The 13,648-nt window shown below is 67.7% G+C and carries 16 protein-coding genes; 7 read left to right on the top strand and 9 right to left on the bottom strand.

Annotated features, from left to right (window positions below):
- Positions 1–46 precede the first annotated feature (46 nt).
- Positions 47–250 (top strand): cold-shock protein, encoded by a 204-nt coding sequence (locus tag ABIN76_RS14270; protein ID WP_011690916.1) that lies wholly within the window; start codon positions 47–49, stop codon positions 248–250.
- Positions 251–363: 113 nt separating this feature from the next.
- Here ABIN76_RS14270 and ABIN76_RS14265 read toward each other — a convergent pair whose 3' ends face one another.
- Entirely contained in the window at positions 364–663 is a 300-nt protein-coding gene (locus ABIN76_RS14265) for a hypothetical protein (RefSeq protein ID WP_346960342.1), read from the bottom strand.
- A 118-nt stretch (positions 664–781) separates the two neighbouring features.
- Positions 782–2,134: an MFS transporter gene (locus ABIN76_RS14260; protein WP_346960341.1), complete on the bottom strand. Its 1,353-nt coding sequence runs from the start codon at positions 2,132–2,134 to the stop codon at positions 782–784.
- A 66-nt stretch (positions 2,135–2,200) separates the two neighbouring features.
- Here ABIN76_RS14260 and ABIN76_RS14255 point away from each other — a divergent pair, with 66 nt between their 5' ends.
- Complete coding sequence (locus ABIN76_RS14255) at positions 2,201–2,566, top strand: ClpX C4-type zinc finger protein (RefSeq protein ID WP_346960340.1); 366 nt, start codon at positions 2,201–2,203, stop codon at positions 2,564–2,566.
- Between the two features lie 48 nt (positions 2,567–2,614).
- On the opposite strand, the gene istB is transcribed toward ABIN76_RS14255, so the two are convergent.
- The 3 genes from istB to ABIN76_RS14240 all read right to left on the bottom strand — a co-directional run bounded on the left by istB (position 2,615) and on the right by ABIN76_RS14240 (position 6,828).
- Complete coding sequence (gene istB / locus ABIN76_RS14250) at positions 2,615–3,445, bottom strand: IS21-like element helper ATPase IstB (RefSeq protein WP_346960339.1); 831 nt, start codon at positions 3,443–3,445, stop codon at positions 2,615–2,617.
- The gene (gene istA, locus ABIN76_RS14245; RefSeq protein WP_346960338.1) at positions 3,442–5,118 is read right to left on the bottom strand and encodes an IS21 family transposase; all 1,677 of its coding nucleotides are present in this window, start codon (positions 5,116–5,118) and stop codon (positions 3,442–3,444) included. The genes istB and istA overlap by 4 nt, the downstream gene beginning before the upstream one ends.
- Positions 5,119–5,262: 144 nt before the next feature.
- A complete protein-coding gene (locus tag ABIN76_RS14240; RefSeq protein ID WP_346960337.1) occupies positions 5,263–6,828 on the bottom strand; it encodes a BTAD domain-containing putative transcriptional regulator in 1,566 nt (521 codons plus the stop codon).
- 98 nt (positions 6,829–6,926) lie between these two features.
- On the opposite strand from ABIN76_RS14240, the gene ABIN76_RS14235 reads away from it, so the two are divergent.
- Entirely contained in the window at positions 6,927–7,121 is a 195-nt protein-coding gene (locus ABIN76_RS14235; RefSeq protein WP_346960336.1) for a hypothetical protein, read from the top strand.
- Positions 7,122–7,207: 86 nt separating this feature from the next.
- Positions 7,208–8,827 (top strand): alkaline phosphatase D family protein, encoded by a 1,620-nt coding sequence (locus ABIN76_RS14230; RefSeq protein ID WP_346960335.1) that lies wholly within the window; start codon positions 7,208–7,210, stop codon positions 8,825–8,827.
- A 173-nt stretch (positions 8,828–9,000) separates the two neighbouring features.
- Here the strand turns inward: ABIN76_RS14230 and ABIN76_RS14225 are convergent, their stop codons facing one another.
- From ABIN76_RS14225 to ABIN76_RS14210, 4 genes are all read right to left on the bottom strand, one after another.
- The gene (locus ABIN76_RS14225) at positions 9,001–9,894 is read right to left on the bottom strand and encodes an SDR family oxidoreductase (RefSeq protein ID WP_346960334.1); all 894 of its coding nucleotides are present in this window, start codon (positions 9,892–9,894) and stop codon (positions 9,001–9,003) included.
- Positions 9,895–9,997: 103 nt separating this feature from the next.
- The gene (locus ABIN76_RS14220; protein WP_346960333.1) at positions 9,998–10,342 is read right to left on the bottom strand and encodes a Wadjet anti-phage system protein JetD domain-containing protein; all 345 of its coding nucleotides are present in this window, start codon (positions 10,340–10,342) and stop codon (positions 9,998–10,000) included.
- Positions 10,343–10,388: 46 nt separating this feature from the next.
- On the bottom strand, positions 10,389–10,775 hold the full coding sequence (locus ABIN76_RS14215) for a type II toxin-antitoxin system VapC family toxin (protein ID WP_346960332.1): 387 nt from the start codon (positions 10,773–10,775) through the stop codon (positions 10,389–10,391).
- An 8-nt stretch (positions 10,776–10,783) separates the two neighbouring features.
- Complete coding sequence (locus ABIN76_RS14210) at positions 10,784–11,050, bottom strand: type II toxin-antitoxin system prevent-host-death family antitoxin (RefSeq protein WP_346960331.1); 267 nt, start codon at positions 11,048–11,050, stop codon at positions 10,784–10,786.
- Positions 11,051–11,101: 51 nt separating this feature from the next.
- Between ABIN76_RS14210 and ABIN76_RS14205 the strand changes: the two genes are divergently transcribed.
- The 3 genes from ABIN76_RS14205 to ABIN76_RS14195 all read left to right on the top strand — a co-directional run bounded on the left by ABIN76_RS14205 (position 11,102) and on the right by ABIN76_RS14195 (position 13,284).
- Positions 11,102–11,458 (top strand): hypothetical protein, encoded by a 357-nt coding sequence (locus tag ABIN76_RS14205; RefSeq protein WP_346960330.1) that lies wholly within the window; start codon positions 11,102–11,104, stop codon positions 11,456–11,458.
- 243 nt (positions 11,459–11,701) lie between these two features.
- Positions 11,702–12,919 carry a TerC/Alx family metal homeostasis membrane protein gene (locus ABIN76_RS14200; RefSeq protein WP_346960329.1) on the top strand — a complete coding sequence of 406 codons (1,218 nt, stop codon included), beginning with the start codon at positions 11,702–11,704 and terminating at the stop codon, positions 12,917–12,919.
- Positions 12,916–13,284, top strand: coding sequence for a helix-turn-helix domain-containing protein (locus ABIN76_RS14195; protein ID WP_346960328.1), 369 nt, complete (start codon positions 12,916–12,918; stop codon positions 13,282–13,284). The genes ABIN76_RS14200 and ABIN76_RS14195 overlap by 4 nt, the downstream gene beginning before the upstream one ends.
- The last annotated feature ends 364 nt before the right edge of the window (positions 13,285–13,648 follow it).

Genomic DNA, 13,648 nt, shown 5'->3' with positions numbered 1-13,648 from the left:
CCCGAAAGTCGGGACAGTTCCTCCACCTTCACGAAGGACAAAAATAATGGCTACTGGTACCGTCAAATGGTTTAACGCTGAAAAGGGCTTCGGCTTCATTTCCCCCGATGACTCCTCGCAGGACGTTTTCGCGCACTACTCCGCGATCAACTCCTCCGGCTTCCGCTCCCTCGAAGAGAACCAGAAGGTCTCCTTCGAAACCGAGCAGGGCCCCAAGGGTCCTCAGGCCACCAACATCCAGGCTATCTAATTTCCTTAGATACCCGGAACCGTTAGGTTTCTAGCAGGGCCCGTCTTCGGACGGGCCCTGCTTTTGTTTACCCGGATGTGCCCGCACGACGGCGCCGCCCGACGCCGGGCGCCTCACCCGGCCTGACGCCGCGCCACCCAGCCGGCCAGTACCGGGTTGTCGATCTCCTTCGCCAGCCACTGCGCGGACTCCGCCGCGTCCGCGTCCCCCAGTGCCGCCCGGTGCGACTGGGCCCGCACCGCGAACTCGCGCATCCCGGCCCGGCCGGCCAGCGCGCCCAGCCGGTCCGCGAACTCGGACGCACGCGGGGACCCGGCGGCCAGCGCCACCTCCGCCGCGACGTCCAGCAGCCGGGCCGAGTACCAGAGGTACCACGGTTTCGGCGCCAGGCCCCGGCCCACTGATTGTGTCAAGTATTTTTGGCCCCGGAAGGGCAGTTGAAACTGGCCCCACCCGGCGATGTTAGTGAGCGTCGGACCGAGTCAAAGTGACGGTGGGTGCCCTTCTGTAACTAGGGCCGGGGCTGCGGGACTACGGCGCCGCAACGGGCTCTACCGTTTCCGGGTGGACTGGTGCGTGGACGTCGAGTTCCTCCGGGAAGTTCGTCCATGATCGGATCGGCGAGACCAAAATGGGGATGGCGGATGCGGCGGCAATAAGCGCCCATATCCAAAGCACGGGAATGACGCCTGTTGTCAGTGCCAGGACGCCCCCGCCGATACTGGCCACAGGCATGACCCCCAGGGTGAAGAGCCGGTAGGTGGACATGACTCGTCCCATCAGGTGGTGCGGAACGAGCCGGGGAATGATGCCAGCCCCCGCCAGTCCGGACAGGATGACGAAGAAGGACCAGCCAAATCCCGAGACGCCAATCCACACCACCGGGGCCAGCCCCAGGAAAGGCGCCACCGGGAGCAGGATGACGAATCCGGCGCTGGCCAGGCTCGCGGCGATCTTGGTTCTGCCGAGGCCGAGACGTCGTGTGATGCGGGTGGCCGTCATGGAAGCGACCAGACCCCCTGCTGCTGACAGTGCGCCCAGGAATACGAATTGATCCATGGGGATGTTCAGGATTTGCAGGGCGAAAATGACTTTGGCAGCGGCGCCGAACATACTTGCGGCATTGACCAGCGCAACGGAGACCATCAAGGAACGAACCAAGGGATGGCTCAATGTGTAGCCGAGGCCATCGCGTGCTTCGGTCCAGAACTTGTCCGGGGTTTCTGCTCGGGAGGGCGGATCTTGTGGGAGTCTGCCGGTCATGACCGCTGAGAACAAGTAGGCTGCGCCGGCAACGAAAAGCATGGCAGGAGCGGACACTACTTTGACGATCAAGCCCACAATCCCTGGCGTGGCTATGGCCAAGCCGCTCTGCACGGACTGCACTTTTGCGTAACCATCACCCAGTTCGTTCCCCTTCAGCAGCGTCGGCATCATGGCGGACTGCGCCGTCGTGAAGACGACGTCGGCTGCGCTGACGAGGGCAGCGACGGCGAAGAGGTGCCAGATGCTGAGCGTTCCAAGGAAATACGCGATCGGCACCGAGACAACCGCGGCGGCACGGACAGTGTTGGCCAGAACTAACGTGGATTTCTTCGACCACCTGTCCACTAGAACACCGGCCGGCACTCCGAGCAGCAAGAATGCCGCCATGCCCAGCGCGTTCAGGACACTGGTCTGGAACGCCCCGGCGCCGAGAACAGCCACGGCGATAACCGGCAACATCGACCGGAGCACGTCGTCGCCGATTCCGTCCCCAATGCTCGCCGTGAACAGCTTTCGGAAAGCCGCGGGCATCACCGATCCGGTGGGTCGGCCGCGCCCTGCCCCGCCGCTTCTTCGGATGCCCGTATTCTTGATGAGAGCCACGAGTCGTAAGGTCATACCTGACAATAGTCAGGTAGAGCCTGACATTCGTGACAAGAGCCCGCTTATTTGGAGAACGTGTCGATGCCCGAAAATAACGATCCTCGCGATTTTTGTGCCTTTTGTGGGCTGACGTCTGCGGACGAGCGCCTAGTGGCCGGGCCGGGAGTCTCCATATGCGAAGTGTGTGTGGCGGCCGCAGCGAAGATCCTGCACGACACAAGCACCGGGGAGCTGCCCAAGTCGGTGGGGCCCATCTGGGATCAAATGTCCGACACGGAGATCCTGCAGCACCTTCCCGAAATTTCCCGGGTAAGCCTCAAAGTCGAAGAGCAGCTTCGCGTCTGGGTCCGCGTCGCCCGCGAACGAAAAATCGCCTGGGCCCAAATAGGGGCGGCCCTGGACATCACTCGTCAATCGGCTTGGGAGAGATTCAAGGAACATCTATGATCGGCGGACGCGGCGGACGCGTGGGCCGGCCAGCCGCGCCAAGTCTGATCACGACTGCGACTGTCCAGGGGTTGCCCGGGTGAGGCCGTGGGCGAGGCGGTAGGAGTCGGTGCCGGTTTCGATGATGGTGCCGTTGAAGGTGAGCCGGTCCACGATTGCGGCGCACAGCCTGGGGTCGGTGAAGGTTTTCGTCCAGCCAGAGAACGATTCGTTGGAGGCGATGGCGATGGAGTTCTTCTCCTCCCTCTCGGTGAGGACCTGGAAGAGGAGTTCGGCGCCGCGGCGGTCCAGTTCCATATAGCCAAGTTCATCGATACACAGCAGGTCCACGCGGCCGTAGCGGGCGATGGTCTTGGCGAGGACTTTCTCATCGGCGGCTTCGACGAGTTCGTTCACGAGTCTGGTGGCCAAGGTGTATTTCACCCGGTAGCCCTTCTCCGCCGCGGCGGTGCCGAGCCCGATAAGCAGGTGGGATTTCCCGGTCCCGGAATCGCCGATGAGGCATAACGGTGATCCTTTGCGGATCCAGTCCCCGGCGGCCAGGGTGTGGATGGTGGCGGGGTTGATGTTGGGGTTCGCATCAAAATCGAAATCCCCGAGCCACTTGTCCCGGGGAAAGTTCGCGGCTTTCACGCGGCGGATCGAGGAGCGCCGGTCCCGGTCATCACACTCGGCCAGCAGCAATTCGGCCAGAAAGCCCTGATAGGAGAGTTGCTCCTTCCCGGCTACGGTGAGGGCTTCGTCGAGCACGGCCCGGATCGTGGGCAGGCGAAGCCGTCGGCAGGCCTGGTCCACGGCTGCGACCGCGGCCTGTTCGGTCAGGCCGCGCCGCCGGCGCAGGGTCGGAGTGATGGTCGTAGAAGGTGCTGCAGGACTCATGAGATGTTCTCCTTCGACGCGGGTGTTTGGGCGGGTTGCGTGCGTTTGACCAGCAACTCGTCGTAACCGCTGACGGATGGAAGGGGACGGGTGTCCGGCGGGAGTCCCGCAATGACGGCCCCCGGATCCATGAGCCGGCGCTGGGTAAGACTGACAACCCGTTGCACACTCACTTCGTCGTGAGCACCGGGATGACGGTCCGGCCCGGCCCCACCCGCGGGGATGGTTGAGGCGTGTCTGCGGGCTTCGACCGCGACGACGTCGGCACTGACAGCGCCCACGCCCAAGGCCGAGACGATGCCTGCAGTGACGTCACCGGCGTCCATGGAGCGGTGAAGCAGCAGGACGTCGATGAGTTCACGGGTCCCGTCCGCGTCGCCGTTGACGCGCCGGGAGGCGGCCCAGAATGCCTCGTGGGCGCTGTTGAACGCCCCGGACTCCCGCGCCCGGGCCAGGGCGGAGGACCCGGGCAGGGCACCTGGTTTGGTCTTGAGGACCTCGAGGTAGTGGTCCAGCTGGACTGACTGCCCGTGCTTGGCAACGATCCGTTGATGTCTGGCGACAGCGGCGCGGCCGTCGAACACCACGACCTCGGACGCCCGCAAGGAGACCCGGACTTTCCGGCCGATGAACCGGGCCGGGACGGAATACTTCACCATCCGCACCGTGATCATCGAGGACCTGTCCACCCTGGGGTTCAGCACCAGCCCCGGATCGAAGGCCTCTCCCGGCAACGGCGCCAGGAGCGGCTGTTCGGCGGCGAAGTCCTGGCCGATCGTGCGTATCCTGTCGTTGATCCGCCGGGCATCGTCTTGTGCTTCCCAGATCCGGATCCGGTCGTTGAGCTCGTCCAGGGATTCAGTGACGGGCATCGGCGATAATCTGTTGCGGCGGAACCAGCCGACCTCTCCTTCAACTCCGCCTTTTTCGTGCGCTCCGTCGAGACCGGGCTGGCAGTAGAAGGGGTCGAAGCCGTAGTGGGAGCGGAAGAGCACCCATCGGTCGTTCTCCTGCCGCTGCCGTCCTTGCCCGAAGACCACCGCGGTGACCGCGCTGGTGAGGTTGTCATACCTGATGTGCTTGGTCGGGACACCGCCCAGGACCTGGAAGGCTTCGATGTGTCCCTCCAGGAAAGCTTCCTGCGCCTGCGTGGGATAGATCCGGTGGACGGCCTTGCCCGAGTGGGAGAGCCGGAGGATGAACATGTGGCACTTGGTTTTCACGCCGTTCAGTACGATCCAGACTTCGCCGAAATCTACCTCGGCCTCCGCACCCGGGGCGTGTTCCTGCGGGACGAACACCTCCACCCGGCGGCCGGCCTCCACGTCGATCTGGGCCCGGCGGACACGCACGTAATCACGCACCGTGGAGTACGACAGTTCCTCGGCGCCGTGCTCCTCGATGAGCCGTGCCATGATCCTGCGGGCGGTATGGCGCTGCTTCCGCGGCGCCGTCGTATCCTCTGTCAGCATCGCATCGATCGCCGCCTTGAACGGCTCCAAGCGCCACGCCACGCCTTGTCTTGGTTTGCGTGGCGGAGGGGTGGCTGATTCCAGAGCTTGCCGCACCGTCCTCCGGTGGACGTTGTGTTTGGCCGCCAGTGCGCGGACAGAGAGGCCCTCGACCCGGGCATCCCTTCGAATCAGCGCGAACAACTCCACTCTCGACTCCATCCAGACCAGCCCTCCGCCGCATCCATCCAGTGATGAATCCAACGTTGAAGGCGGGGCCACATATAACCGTCACAAGTTGCCCGGCGAGTCACGAAGTGGGGCCAGAAATAACCGTCCTACCGGGGCCATCCAAACCTGTCATAGTCAGCCCACCCAGTGCTCGGCGGCGGCAAGGTCGCCGTGCGCCAGGAACAGCCGTGCCTCCGCCCCTGCGGCGAGGGCCATATAGCAGTGATCGCCGGCCAGCTCCGCCATCACCCAGGACCGGTCGATCAGCGCCGCCGCCTCCTCAAGTTTTCCTGCGGCCAAATACGTCTCGCCGCGCAGCCCCGCCACGAACGGTTCAAACGCCGTCCAATGTTCCGCAGCCACCCCAGCCAAGGCGCGGTCCAAACACGCTCCGGCCAGGTCCAGTTCACCGCGGATCAGATGCACGCGGCCCAGCAGCGCCTCGCCGAACGCCTGCTGCCGCCGGTTCCCCGCCTTCGTAGCCAGCCGCACCGACTCGCTCAGCGCGGCCACCGCATCTGCATACCGGGCGGTGTCCGAGCCGAGCATTCCCTGGATCGCCAGGATCCTCGACTGCTCGTCCAGGAACCCCTTCGCCGCCCGCATCGCCCGCTCGAGCCAACCGGCGGCCCGGTCCGGGACGCCGCGCTGCACAGCCAGGTAGCCCAGCTCACGGTAGGCGGCAGCGGCGGTGCGGGAGCCGCCGTCGGGCGCTTCCGCGGTCAGTGCGCGGTGCAGGAAGTCCGCGACCTCGGCGCCGCGGCCGCCCGCCTGGTGGATCACCGCGCCCGCCAGCGTCACCAGCGACTCGGCCAGCAGATGCCGTTCACCGGCCCGCTGGGCGAGCTCGACGGCGAGGCGCAGCTGCGCGAGCCCTCGGTCCACCGCGCCGGCAGAAAGTGAAGCGGCACCGGCGTCCAGGTAGGACCGCACCGTGGCAGCGTTCGCCGGGGTGCCGGAATCCGCGGCGGTCCCCGGTTCCGAGAGCGCCCGACGGACCTCCTCGGGCAGCGGCAATCCCAGCTCGGCGCGGTACAGCTCCCCGAACTTGGTGACCTGCTCGCGGGCGCGGCGCTGTTCACCGAGCGCCACCATGGCCTTGACCAGCACCGCGGTGCAGTCGGCATTGAACGGATCCCGCTGCAGCGCCCGGGACGCGAGTCCGGCCGCGTCCTTCGGGGCGCCGGCCGCCAGCGAGGCCAGCGCGGCGTCGTAGAGCAGCGACTGCACCGCGTTCTCCAGCCGGTACCGCTGGTCCGCGAGCCAGGACTCAAACACCGGGCTGTCGGCAAAGTTCAGGCCCTCCAGCAGCTGGCCCTCGAACCGGCACGGGTCCACGTCCCGGGCCGCGGCTGAGCCAAGCTCCAGCACGTCGCAGCGCCAGCCCGGCCGAAGGTCCAGCCGCAGGGGATCGCCCGCGATTGCCGCCCCGCCGAGCACCCGGCGCAACTCGGAGAGGTTCCAGCGCAGCGCGCCCAAGGGGTCGGCGGCGTCGGGAAAGAGCAGGGCTGCGGTCCGGGCGCGGCCGGCGCCGGCCGGGTTCAGCGCGAGGTAGGCCAGCACCGCCCAGGCCTTGCGGCCGCGGGGCTGCGGGGGAGCCGCGTCCGCGGGCTTGGTGTCCGTGGGTGCTGGCTCCGGGGGTGCTGTGTCAGGAGGTTCGATCCGGGGCGGGCCGAGGAGCCGAATCCAGGTGTCGGCCATACCGAATTTTACCGCCGGGACGCCCTCACACGCCTGCTCACACGGTCCCTGACGACACTGAAGTCATCACTCACCACCCACCACCGAGGTGCATCACCATGGAAGTACTTGCAGTCCTGCTCGCCGGTTCCGCACTGGTCGCGATCCCCGGCACGTTCGTCGCGATCCTGCGGGACGGCCACGGCCACACCCCGGAGGTCCGGTCCGACGAGCCGTGGCAAGCCGGCAACCTGCCCAGCGAACCCTACGCGTCGGCGAACCGGGCATTCCCGCCCGCGCTCTGGTTCCGCTAGCCCACTGGCGGTAGGGGCACCCGCTGGCCCGGTGCTGTTCACGCCCCCGCCACCGACGGTTTACGCGGGCGGTCAAGGATGGCACCATGACTGATTTCACCCGCCGCAATGTCCTCAAAGGTGCCCTGGCCGCTGCCGGCGCCGCCGTCGTCGTCCCCGCAACGGCCGGAGCGGCCAGCGCCGCCCGGCCCGCCGGCGTCGCGCTGGTCCGCAACCGCCTGACCCTGCCCTCCGGCATCGCCACCGGCGATGTCACCACCGGCTCCGGCGTGCTGTGGTCCCGCGCGTCGGGCCCGGGCCGGCTGGTGGCGAACCTGCTGGCCGTCGACGACGACGGGTCCCCGCTCCGCGGCGGCCGCGCCTTCCGGCGGGAGCTGCGCGGGAGCGCCGCGTCCGAGGCGACCGACTTCACCGCCCGGATCAACGCCGAACACCTGCCCGCCGGGACCCGCTTCGCGGTGAGCCTGCACTTCGAGGACGCTGACGGCAACGCCGGCGAGACCGCGCAGGGCTCGTTCAGCACCGCGCCGGAGACCGGGCTGCTGCGCAGCGGCCGCGCCGCCCGGGGCCAGAGCTTCGTCTGGAGCGGCGACACGGCCGGCCAGGGCTGGGGCATCAACGAGGAGATCGGCGGGATGCGCGGCTACGCGGCCATGCACGCCACTTCGCCGGACTTCTTCATCCACTCCGGCGACACGATCTACGCAGACGGGCCCATCAGCGCGCAGGTGACCGAGCCGGACGGCCAGATCTGGCGCAACCTCGTCACCGAGGAGGTGTCCAAGGTGGCGGAGACGCTCAACGAGTACCGCGGCCGGCACCGCTACAACATGATGGACAAGAACATCCGCGCCCTCTACGCCGAAGTCCCCGTGATCGCGCAGTGGGACGACCACGAGACGCACAACAACTGGTACCCGGGCCAGATCCTCACCGACAGCCGCTACACCGAACGCCGCGTGGACGTGCTCGCCGCCCGCGGCCGGCAGGCCTGGCAGGAGTACCAGCCCATCTCGGGCGTCAGCGCCGGCGGCACCGGCTTCGAGGCCGCCCGGATCTACCGCAAGATCAGCCGCGGCCCGCAGCTGGACATCTTCTGCCTGGACATGCGCACCTACAAGGACGCCAACACGCCCGGCAAGGAAGCGCAGCTGACGCACCTCCTCGGCCAGGAGCAGGCCGATTGGCTGATCCGCGAGGTCAGCAAGTCCAAGGCCACCTGGAAGGTCATCGCCAACGACCTCCCCCTGGGGCTGGTGGTGCCGGACGGCCCGGTCAACCAGGAATCGATCTCCAACCGCGACGCCGGCGCCCCCTTGGGCAAGGAACTCGAGCTCGCCGGGGTGCTCTCCGCGTTCAAGCGCAACCGGGTTAAGAACGTGGTCTGGCTGACGGCCGACGTGCACTACTGCGCCGCGCACCACTACTCGCCCGAGCGCGCGGCTTTCACCGACTTCGACCCGTTCTGGGAGTTCGTCGCCGGGCCCATCAACGCCGGCAGCTTCGGGCCCAACGCCCTGGACGGAACGTTCGGCCCGGAGGTGAAGTTCTTCAAGGCCGGCGCCTACGCCAACGAATCCCCGCGCAGCGGCGAGAGCCAGTACTTCGGCCACGTGGACCTGGACGCCGACGACGTCTTCACGGTCAGCCTGCGCAACGCCAACGGCGTTGTGTTGTGGAGCAAGGCCCTGCAGCCGCAGCGGTAGCGGGTAGCGGCGGTAGCCCGGCGGGGGCCGGCGGGGGACGGGGCTAGACCGGCGGGGCCGACCGGCGGTAGCTCCGCCGTCGGGCTCCATCCGCTGGGGATAGCGCCCAAAACGCCAGTGGGCCCCTCCCGGAAAGTCCGGGAGCGGCCCACTGGCTGTGGTGGACGAGGTGCTTACGGCGTCGGCATGCCGCCGTTGACGTTGAGCGTCTCGCCGATCACGTAGCTGGACTCGGCCGAGGCGAGGAACACGTAGGCCGGGGCCAGTTCGGCCGGCTGGCCGGCGCGGCCCAGCGGGGTTTCCTTGCCGAACTCCGGCAGGTCCTCGGTGGGCTGGCCGCCACTGGCCTGCAGCGGGGTCCAGATGGGACCGGGCGCCACCGCATTGACCCGGATGCCCTTCGGCGCCAGCTGCTGGGCCAGGCCCTTGGTGAAGTTGTTGATCGCAGCCTTGGTGGAGGCGTAGTCCACCAGGGTTTCCGAAGGGCTGTACGCCTGGATGGAGGTGGTGTTGATGATGCTGGAGCCGGCCGGCAGGTGCGGCAGGGCTTCCTTGGTGAGCCAGAACATGGCGTAGACGTTGGTTTTGTAGGTGTGGTCGAACTCGACGTCGGTGATGTCGCCGAGTTCCTTCTGCGCCACCTGCTTGCCGGCGTTGTTGACCAGGATGTCCAGGCCGCCGAGGTCCCGCACGGCGGTCTCCACCAGGTCGCGGCACACCGAGGAGTCCTTCAGGTCGCCCGGGACCTTGACCGCCTTGCGGCCGGCCTTCTCGATCAGCTCGGCGATCCGGCTGGCGTCCTCTTCCTCCTCCGGCAGGTAAGACAGCACGACGTCGGCGCCCTCGCGGGCGAAAGCGATCGCCGTCGCGGCGCCGATGCCGGAGTCTGCGCCGGTGACGAGTGCCTTGCGGCCCTCCAGCCGGCCGGTGCCGCGGTAGCTGTCCTCGCCCAGGTCCGCCTTGGGCGTCAGCTTGGCGTCCAGGCCGGGTTCCGGCTGGCTCTGCTCGGGCGGCTCGATCTGCTCGTAGGCCGTAACGGGGTTCCTGAACGTGTACTGGTCAGTCATAGTTCTCCTCCGGTTAGGTGCGTTCCGCCAGGCCTTTCTTGGCCGGGGCACAGGCGGCGGGTGGATCCCACAACACGCTAAGCATGCTTAGTAATTACCCTAGTCAGGTCGGGGGCGTGGATGCAACGAGGAGGCGCGGCCGGTGCGGCCGCTTAGCCGGTTCCCGGTCCCGTGTTGCGCCGCGCGTAGAGCCCGGGGGCAGGAGCCGCTCCCGCGCCCAGTCCCAGTCGATGAGCTCCTGCTCCAAGCGGACCCCCGGACCGAATTCCCCGCCGACCAGCGCGGCATAAACCCGTAACTCCTCCGGGGTGAGCCGGGTCAAAGCCGCCCGGGCCGGGACCGTTTCCGAGCCCCACGCTCCGCGGTGCGCCAGCAGGGTGGCCTCGTCCATCGGCACACTGAGAACGTGGGGGTGGACGGCGCGCAACTGGTCCAGGATCGACCACAAACCTCCGACGGAGCGACCTGCGATTTGCCGTTGGCGTGTTCCGGGTTCAGCCCCGGGCTCCCGGCGAAAGGACACTGAGCCCCGCGTCCACAGCAGCGGCCAGCAGTTCGGCGTCGTAGGCAATCAGGGCGCCGGCCTGGAGCCGGATCGCCGCTGCCAAGTGAATGGCGTCGGCGCTGCGCAGCCGGCCGGGCAGCGCGGCCGCGTACATCAGGTCCGCGCGCGCCACGTCCACCAGATTGATCCCGTTCAGCACGGAATTGACCACCTCGCCGGGAAGCCCCCGCCGGTGCGCAGCGCAGTGAAGCTCCGTGTACAGCAGCATGGAGGCGGCAAGTGTGTCGCCCCGGGCCGAGGCGGCCGAGAGGTACTCCGCGACGGCCGGAGATTCCATCTCCTCAGCGACCAGTTTGAGGGCCGCCGACGTGTCCACGTAGACAATCAACGGTCCCCGCGAACGTCGGACAGGATCTCTTTAGTGCGAATCGCGGAGCTGACCCGCGGCAGGGCGCGAAAGTCAACGGCGCCGGCGGACGCACGCCGGATCTGTCCTGCCAACAGCAGCCGCTCGAAGGGGGATGCGGACGGCGGTACGAGCACCGCGGCGACTTCCCCGTTGTTCGTCACCTCAATGGTTTCGCCGTTTTTCACGCGTTCCAGAATCTTGCTGCTCTGGTTGCGGAGTTCCCGGTGCGGAATTGTTGTCATGCCAGCCTCCGTAGCAATCGTAGCAACGGGGTGGTCCGCACGGAAGGCCACATGCTCCTCTGGGAGCTGTGGGACTACCTGGTGCAGACCCTCGGCGCCCCGCAGCACGACGCCGTCAAACTCGTGAGCCGGCTGGCGGCGCACTGGCGCGTCCAGGAGTTCGAGCCCTCCTACCTCCTCCGCGACGAGGTCATCATCAGCGCGCTGGAGGCCACAGGGTTCGTCACCCGCTCCGGTGACGCGATCCCGACGGCGTGGGTACGGGACATCGACCGTACGGTGCGCCAGTCCCTGGGCTGCCTCCAGCTCACGCTTCCCGGACAGCGCTTCCGGCTCTTGGACCAGGAACTGTCCGACGGCGGCCTGAAGTTCCTGCTCCAGGTCCAGGCGCCGCTGGGGGACCGTTAGCTCGAGGGGCGGTGCGGGGCCCCGTTGGGCGGCGGCCCGGGCGGGGCCGGCGGTGAGTGGTCCGGGCCAATTGGCGGCCATTGTCCGCATAGGTGAAGTGTGCTTCACTTATTGAGTGGAGGGGAGTATCCCCCAAATGTTCCGTCGTCAGTACGGCCGCCCCTGAGCGGCCCGGCGGGCAGGCCCTTGGGGCCGGGAGAGACCTCCAGTTGGTGTTCACTGACTGGAAGCGGGTGCTCCTCGATGAATGTTCCTTTTTGGGCCTGGTTGGCCGTCCTTGGCGTAATTGTCCTGATGCTGGCGGTGGACCTGTTCGCCCACCGCAAAGCGCATGTGATCGGCGTCCGTGAAGCGGCTCTTTGGTCCGTCGTCTGGGTCGCGTTCGGCGCCGGCTTCGGGGTGCTGGTGTGGCAGCTGTACGGCGCCGAGTTCGGCCAGCAGTACTTCGCCGGCTACCTGATCGAAAAATCCTTGGCCGTAGACAACGTCTTCATCTGGGCGATCATCTTCACCTATTTCGCGGTACCGCGCGAGTATCAGCACCGGGTGCTGTTCCTCGGCGTCCTGGGCGCCCTGGTCTTCCGCGGCGTCTTCATCGCCGCGGGCTCCGCCATCATCGCCAGCGCCGGGTGGGTGCTCTACCTCTTCGCGGCGTTCCTGCTCTTCACCGGTTACCGGATGATCCGCCAGCGCAACGACCACCCCGAACCGGAGAAATCCCGGGCGCTGAAGCTCTTCCGCCGGTACGTGCCCATGACCGACAAGTTCCACGGGCAGAAATTCCTGGTCCGCAAGAACGGCCTGCTGCTGGCTACCCCGTTGCTGGCCGTGCTGGCCCTGGTCGAGGTCACGGACATCATCTTCGCCGTCGATTCGATCCCCGCGATCTTCGCCGTCACCGACGAGGTCTTCCTGGTCTTCACTGCCAACGCCTTTGCGATCCTCGGCCTCCGCGCCATGTACTTCCTGCTCGCAGACCTGATCCACCGGTTCATCTACCTCAAGATCGGGCTGGCGCTCGTGCTGGTCTGGGTCGGCATCAAGATGCTGCTCAAGATCGACATCTACTACATCCCTACCCCGTTGTCCTTGGGCGTCATTGCGACGATCCTCGGTGTGTCCATCGGTGCGAGTCTTTGGGCCACCCGCGGCCAGCAGCGCAAGGCGCCCGCCGGCCCGGCGCACGCCCCGTTCGGATCCGCTACGGCCACGGAAATGGCGGAGCTGGAGCCACTGTGGCGGCGGGGCCGTTCGGGCGCCACGGCGACGACGACGCGTGGCCGTGATACGGGGGAGCCCGGCGCCGGGGTGTCCGACGGCGGGGTGTCCGACGGCGGGGCCCGTGACGGCGACCCGCGCAACGCCGGGTCGCCCGGCGCAGGGCGGTCCGGGGCAGGGGCGTCCGGGGCAGGGGAGTCCGACGTCGAACCGCAGGCGCCCGCAGAGAGTGAGCGCAGGTGAACGACGGCACACAACCCCCGCTGCCCCCGCCGCAGCCCAGCCCCGCGCGCCCGGCCTGGACCTTCCTCACGAACCACGGACACGTCCTGCTGGCCGTGGCGGCGGACCCGGAAGCCCGCGTCGCCGACATCGCCGCCAGGGTTGGCATCACCACACGCTCGACCCTGCAGATCCTCAAGGACCTTGAAGACGCCGGCTACCTGCACCGGAGACGGGACGGGCGGCGGACGCGCTACGCCATCGAACCCCACCAGCACTTCCGCCACCCCGCCGTGGCCGCCTGGGAAATCGACGGACTCATCGGCCTGCTTTCACCTTCGCCGGAGGGGCCGGCAAAGATCCCGGCGGCTCCGAAGGGCCCGTGAGCCTGAGGCAAACATGCGCGCGGCAGGCAGGCCGGCAGGCAGGCGGACAGGCGCGTGGCCGGGTCCGCCGGCCCGCGTCTGCCGTTCCGCCGCGACGTACGAGCCGTGACCCAACGGAGCGTCCGCCACCGGTCCGCGCCGGCCGCCACCTGCGGGTGCCGGCTCCAGATGTTTGCCGCGGTGACGGAGCACACACCGGCAACTTTCGACGCCGGACCGGGCCCTCCGCGCGCGGCGGCCCGTTTTGGCCCGGATTTCCGGGGTTACGACGCCCGGAGGCACCCGCGGGGGTCGATTTGTCCCGGGTCGGGTTCGTGTGTAAAGTAGTTCGAGTCGCCGCCGCTGAAGCGGAAAGATAGCGACC

The organism is uncultured Arthrobacter sp. (assembly GCF_964021775.1).
GTDB lineage: Bacteria > Actinomycetota > Actinomycetes > Actinomycetales > Micrococcaceae > Arthrobacter.
Note: the sequence above shows the minus strand (reverse complement) of the source record. Positions and strands in the feature narration are given on the sequence as shown.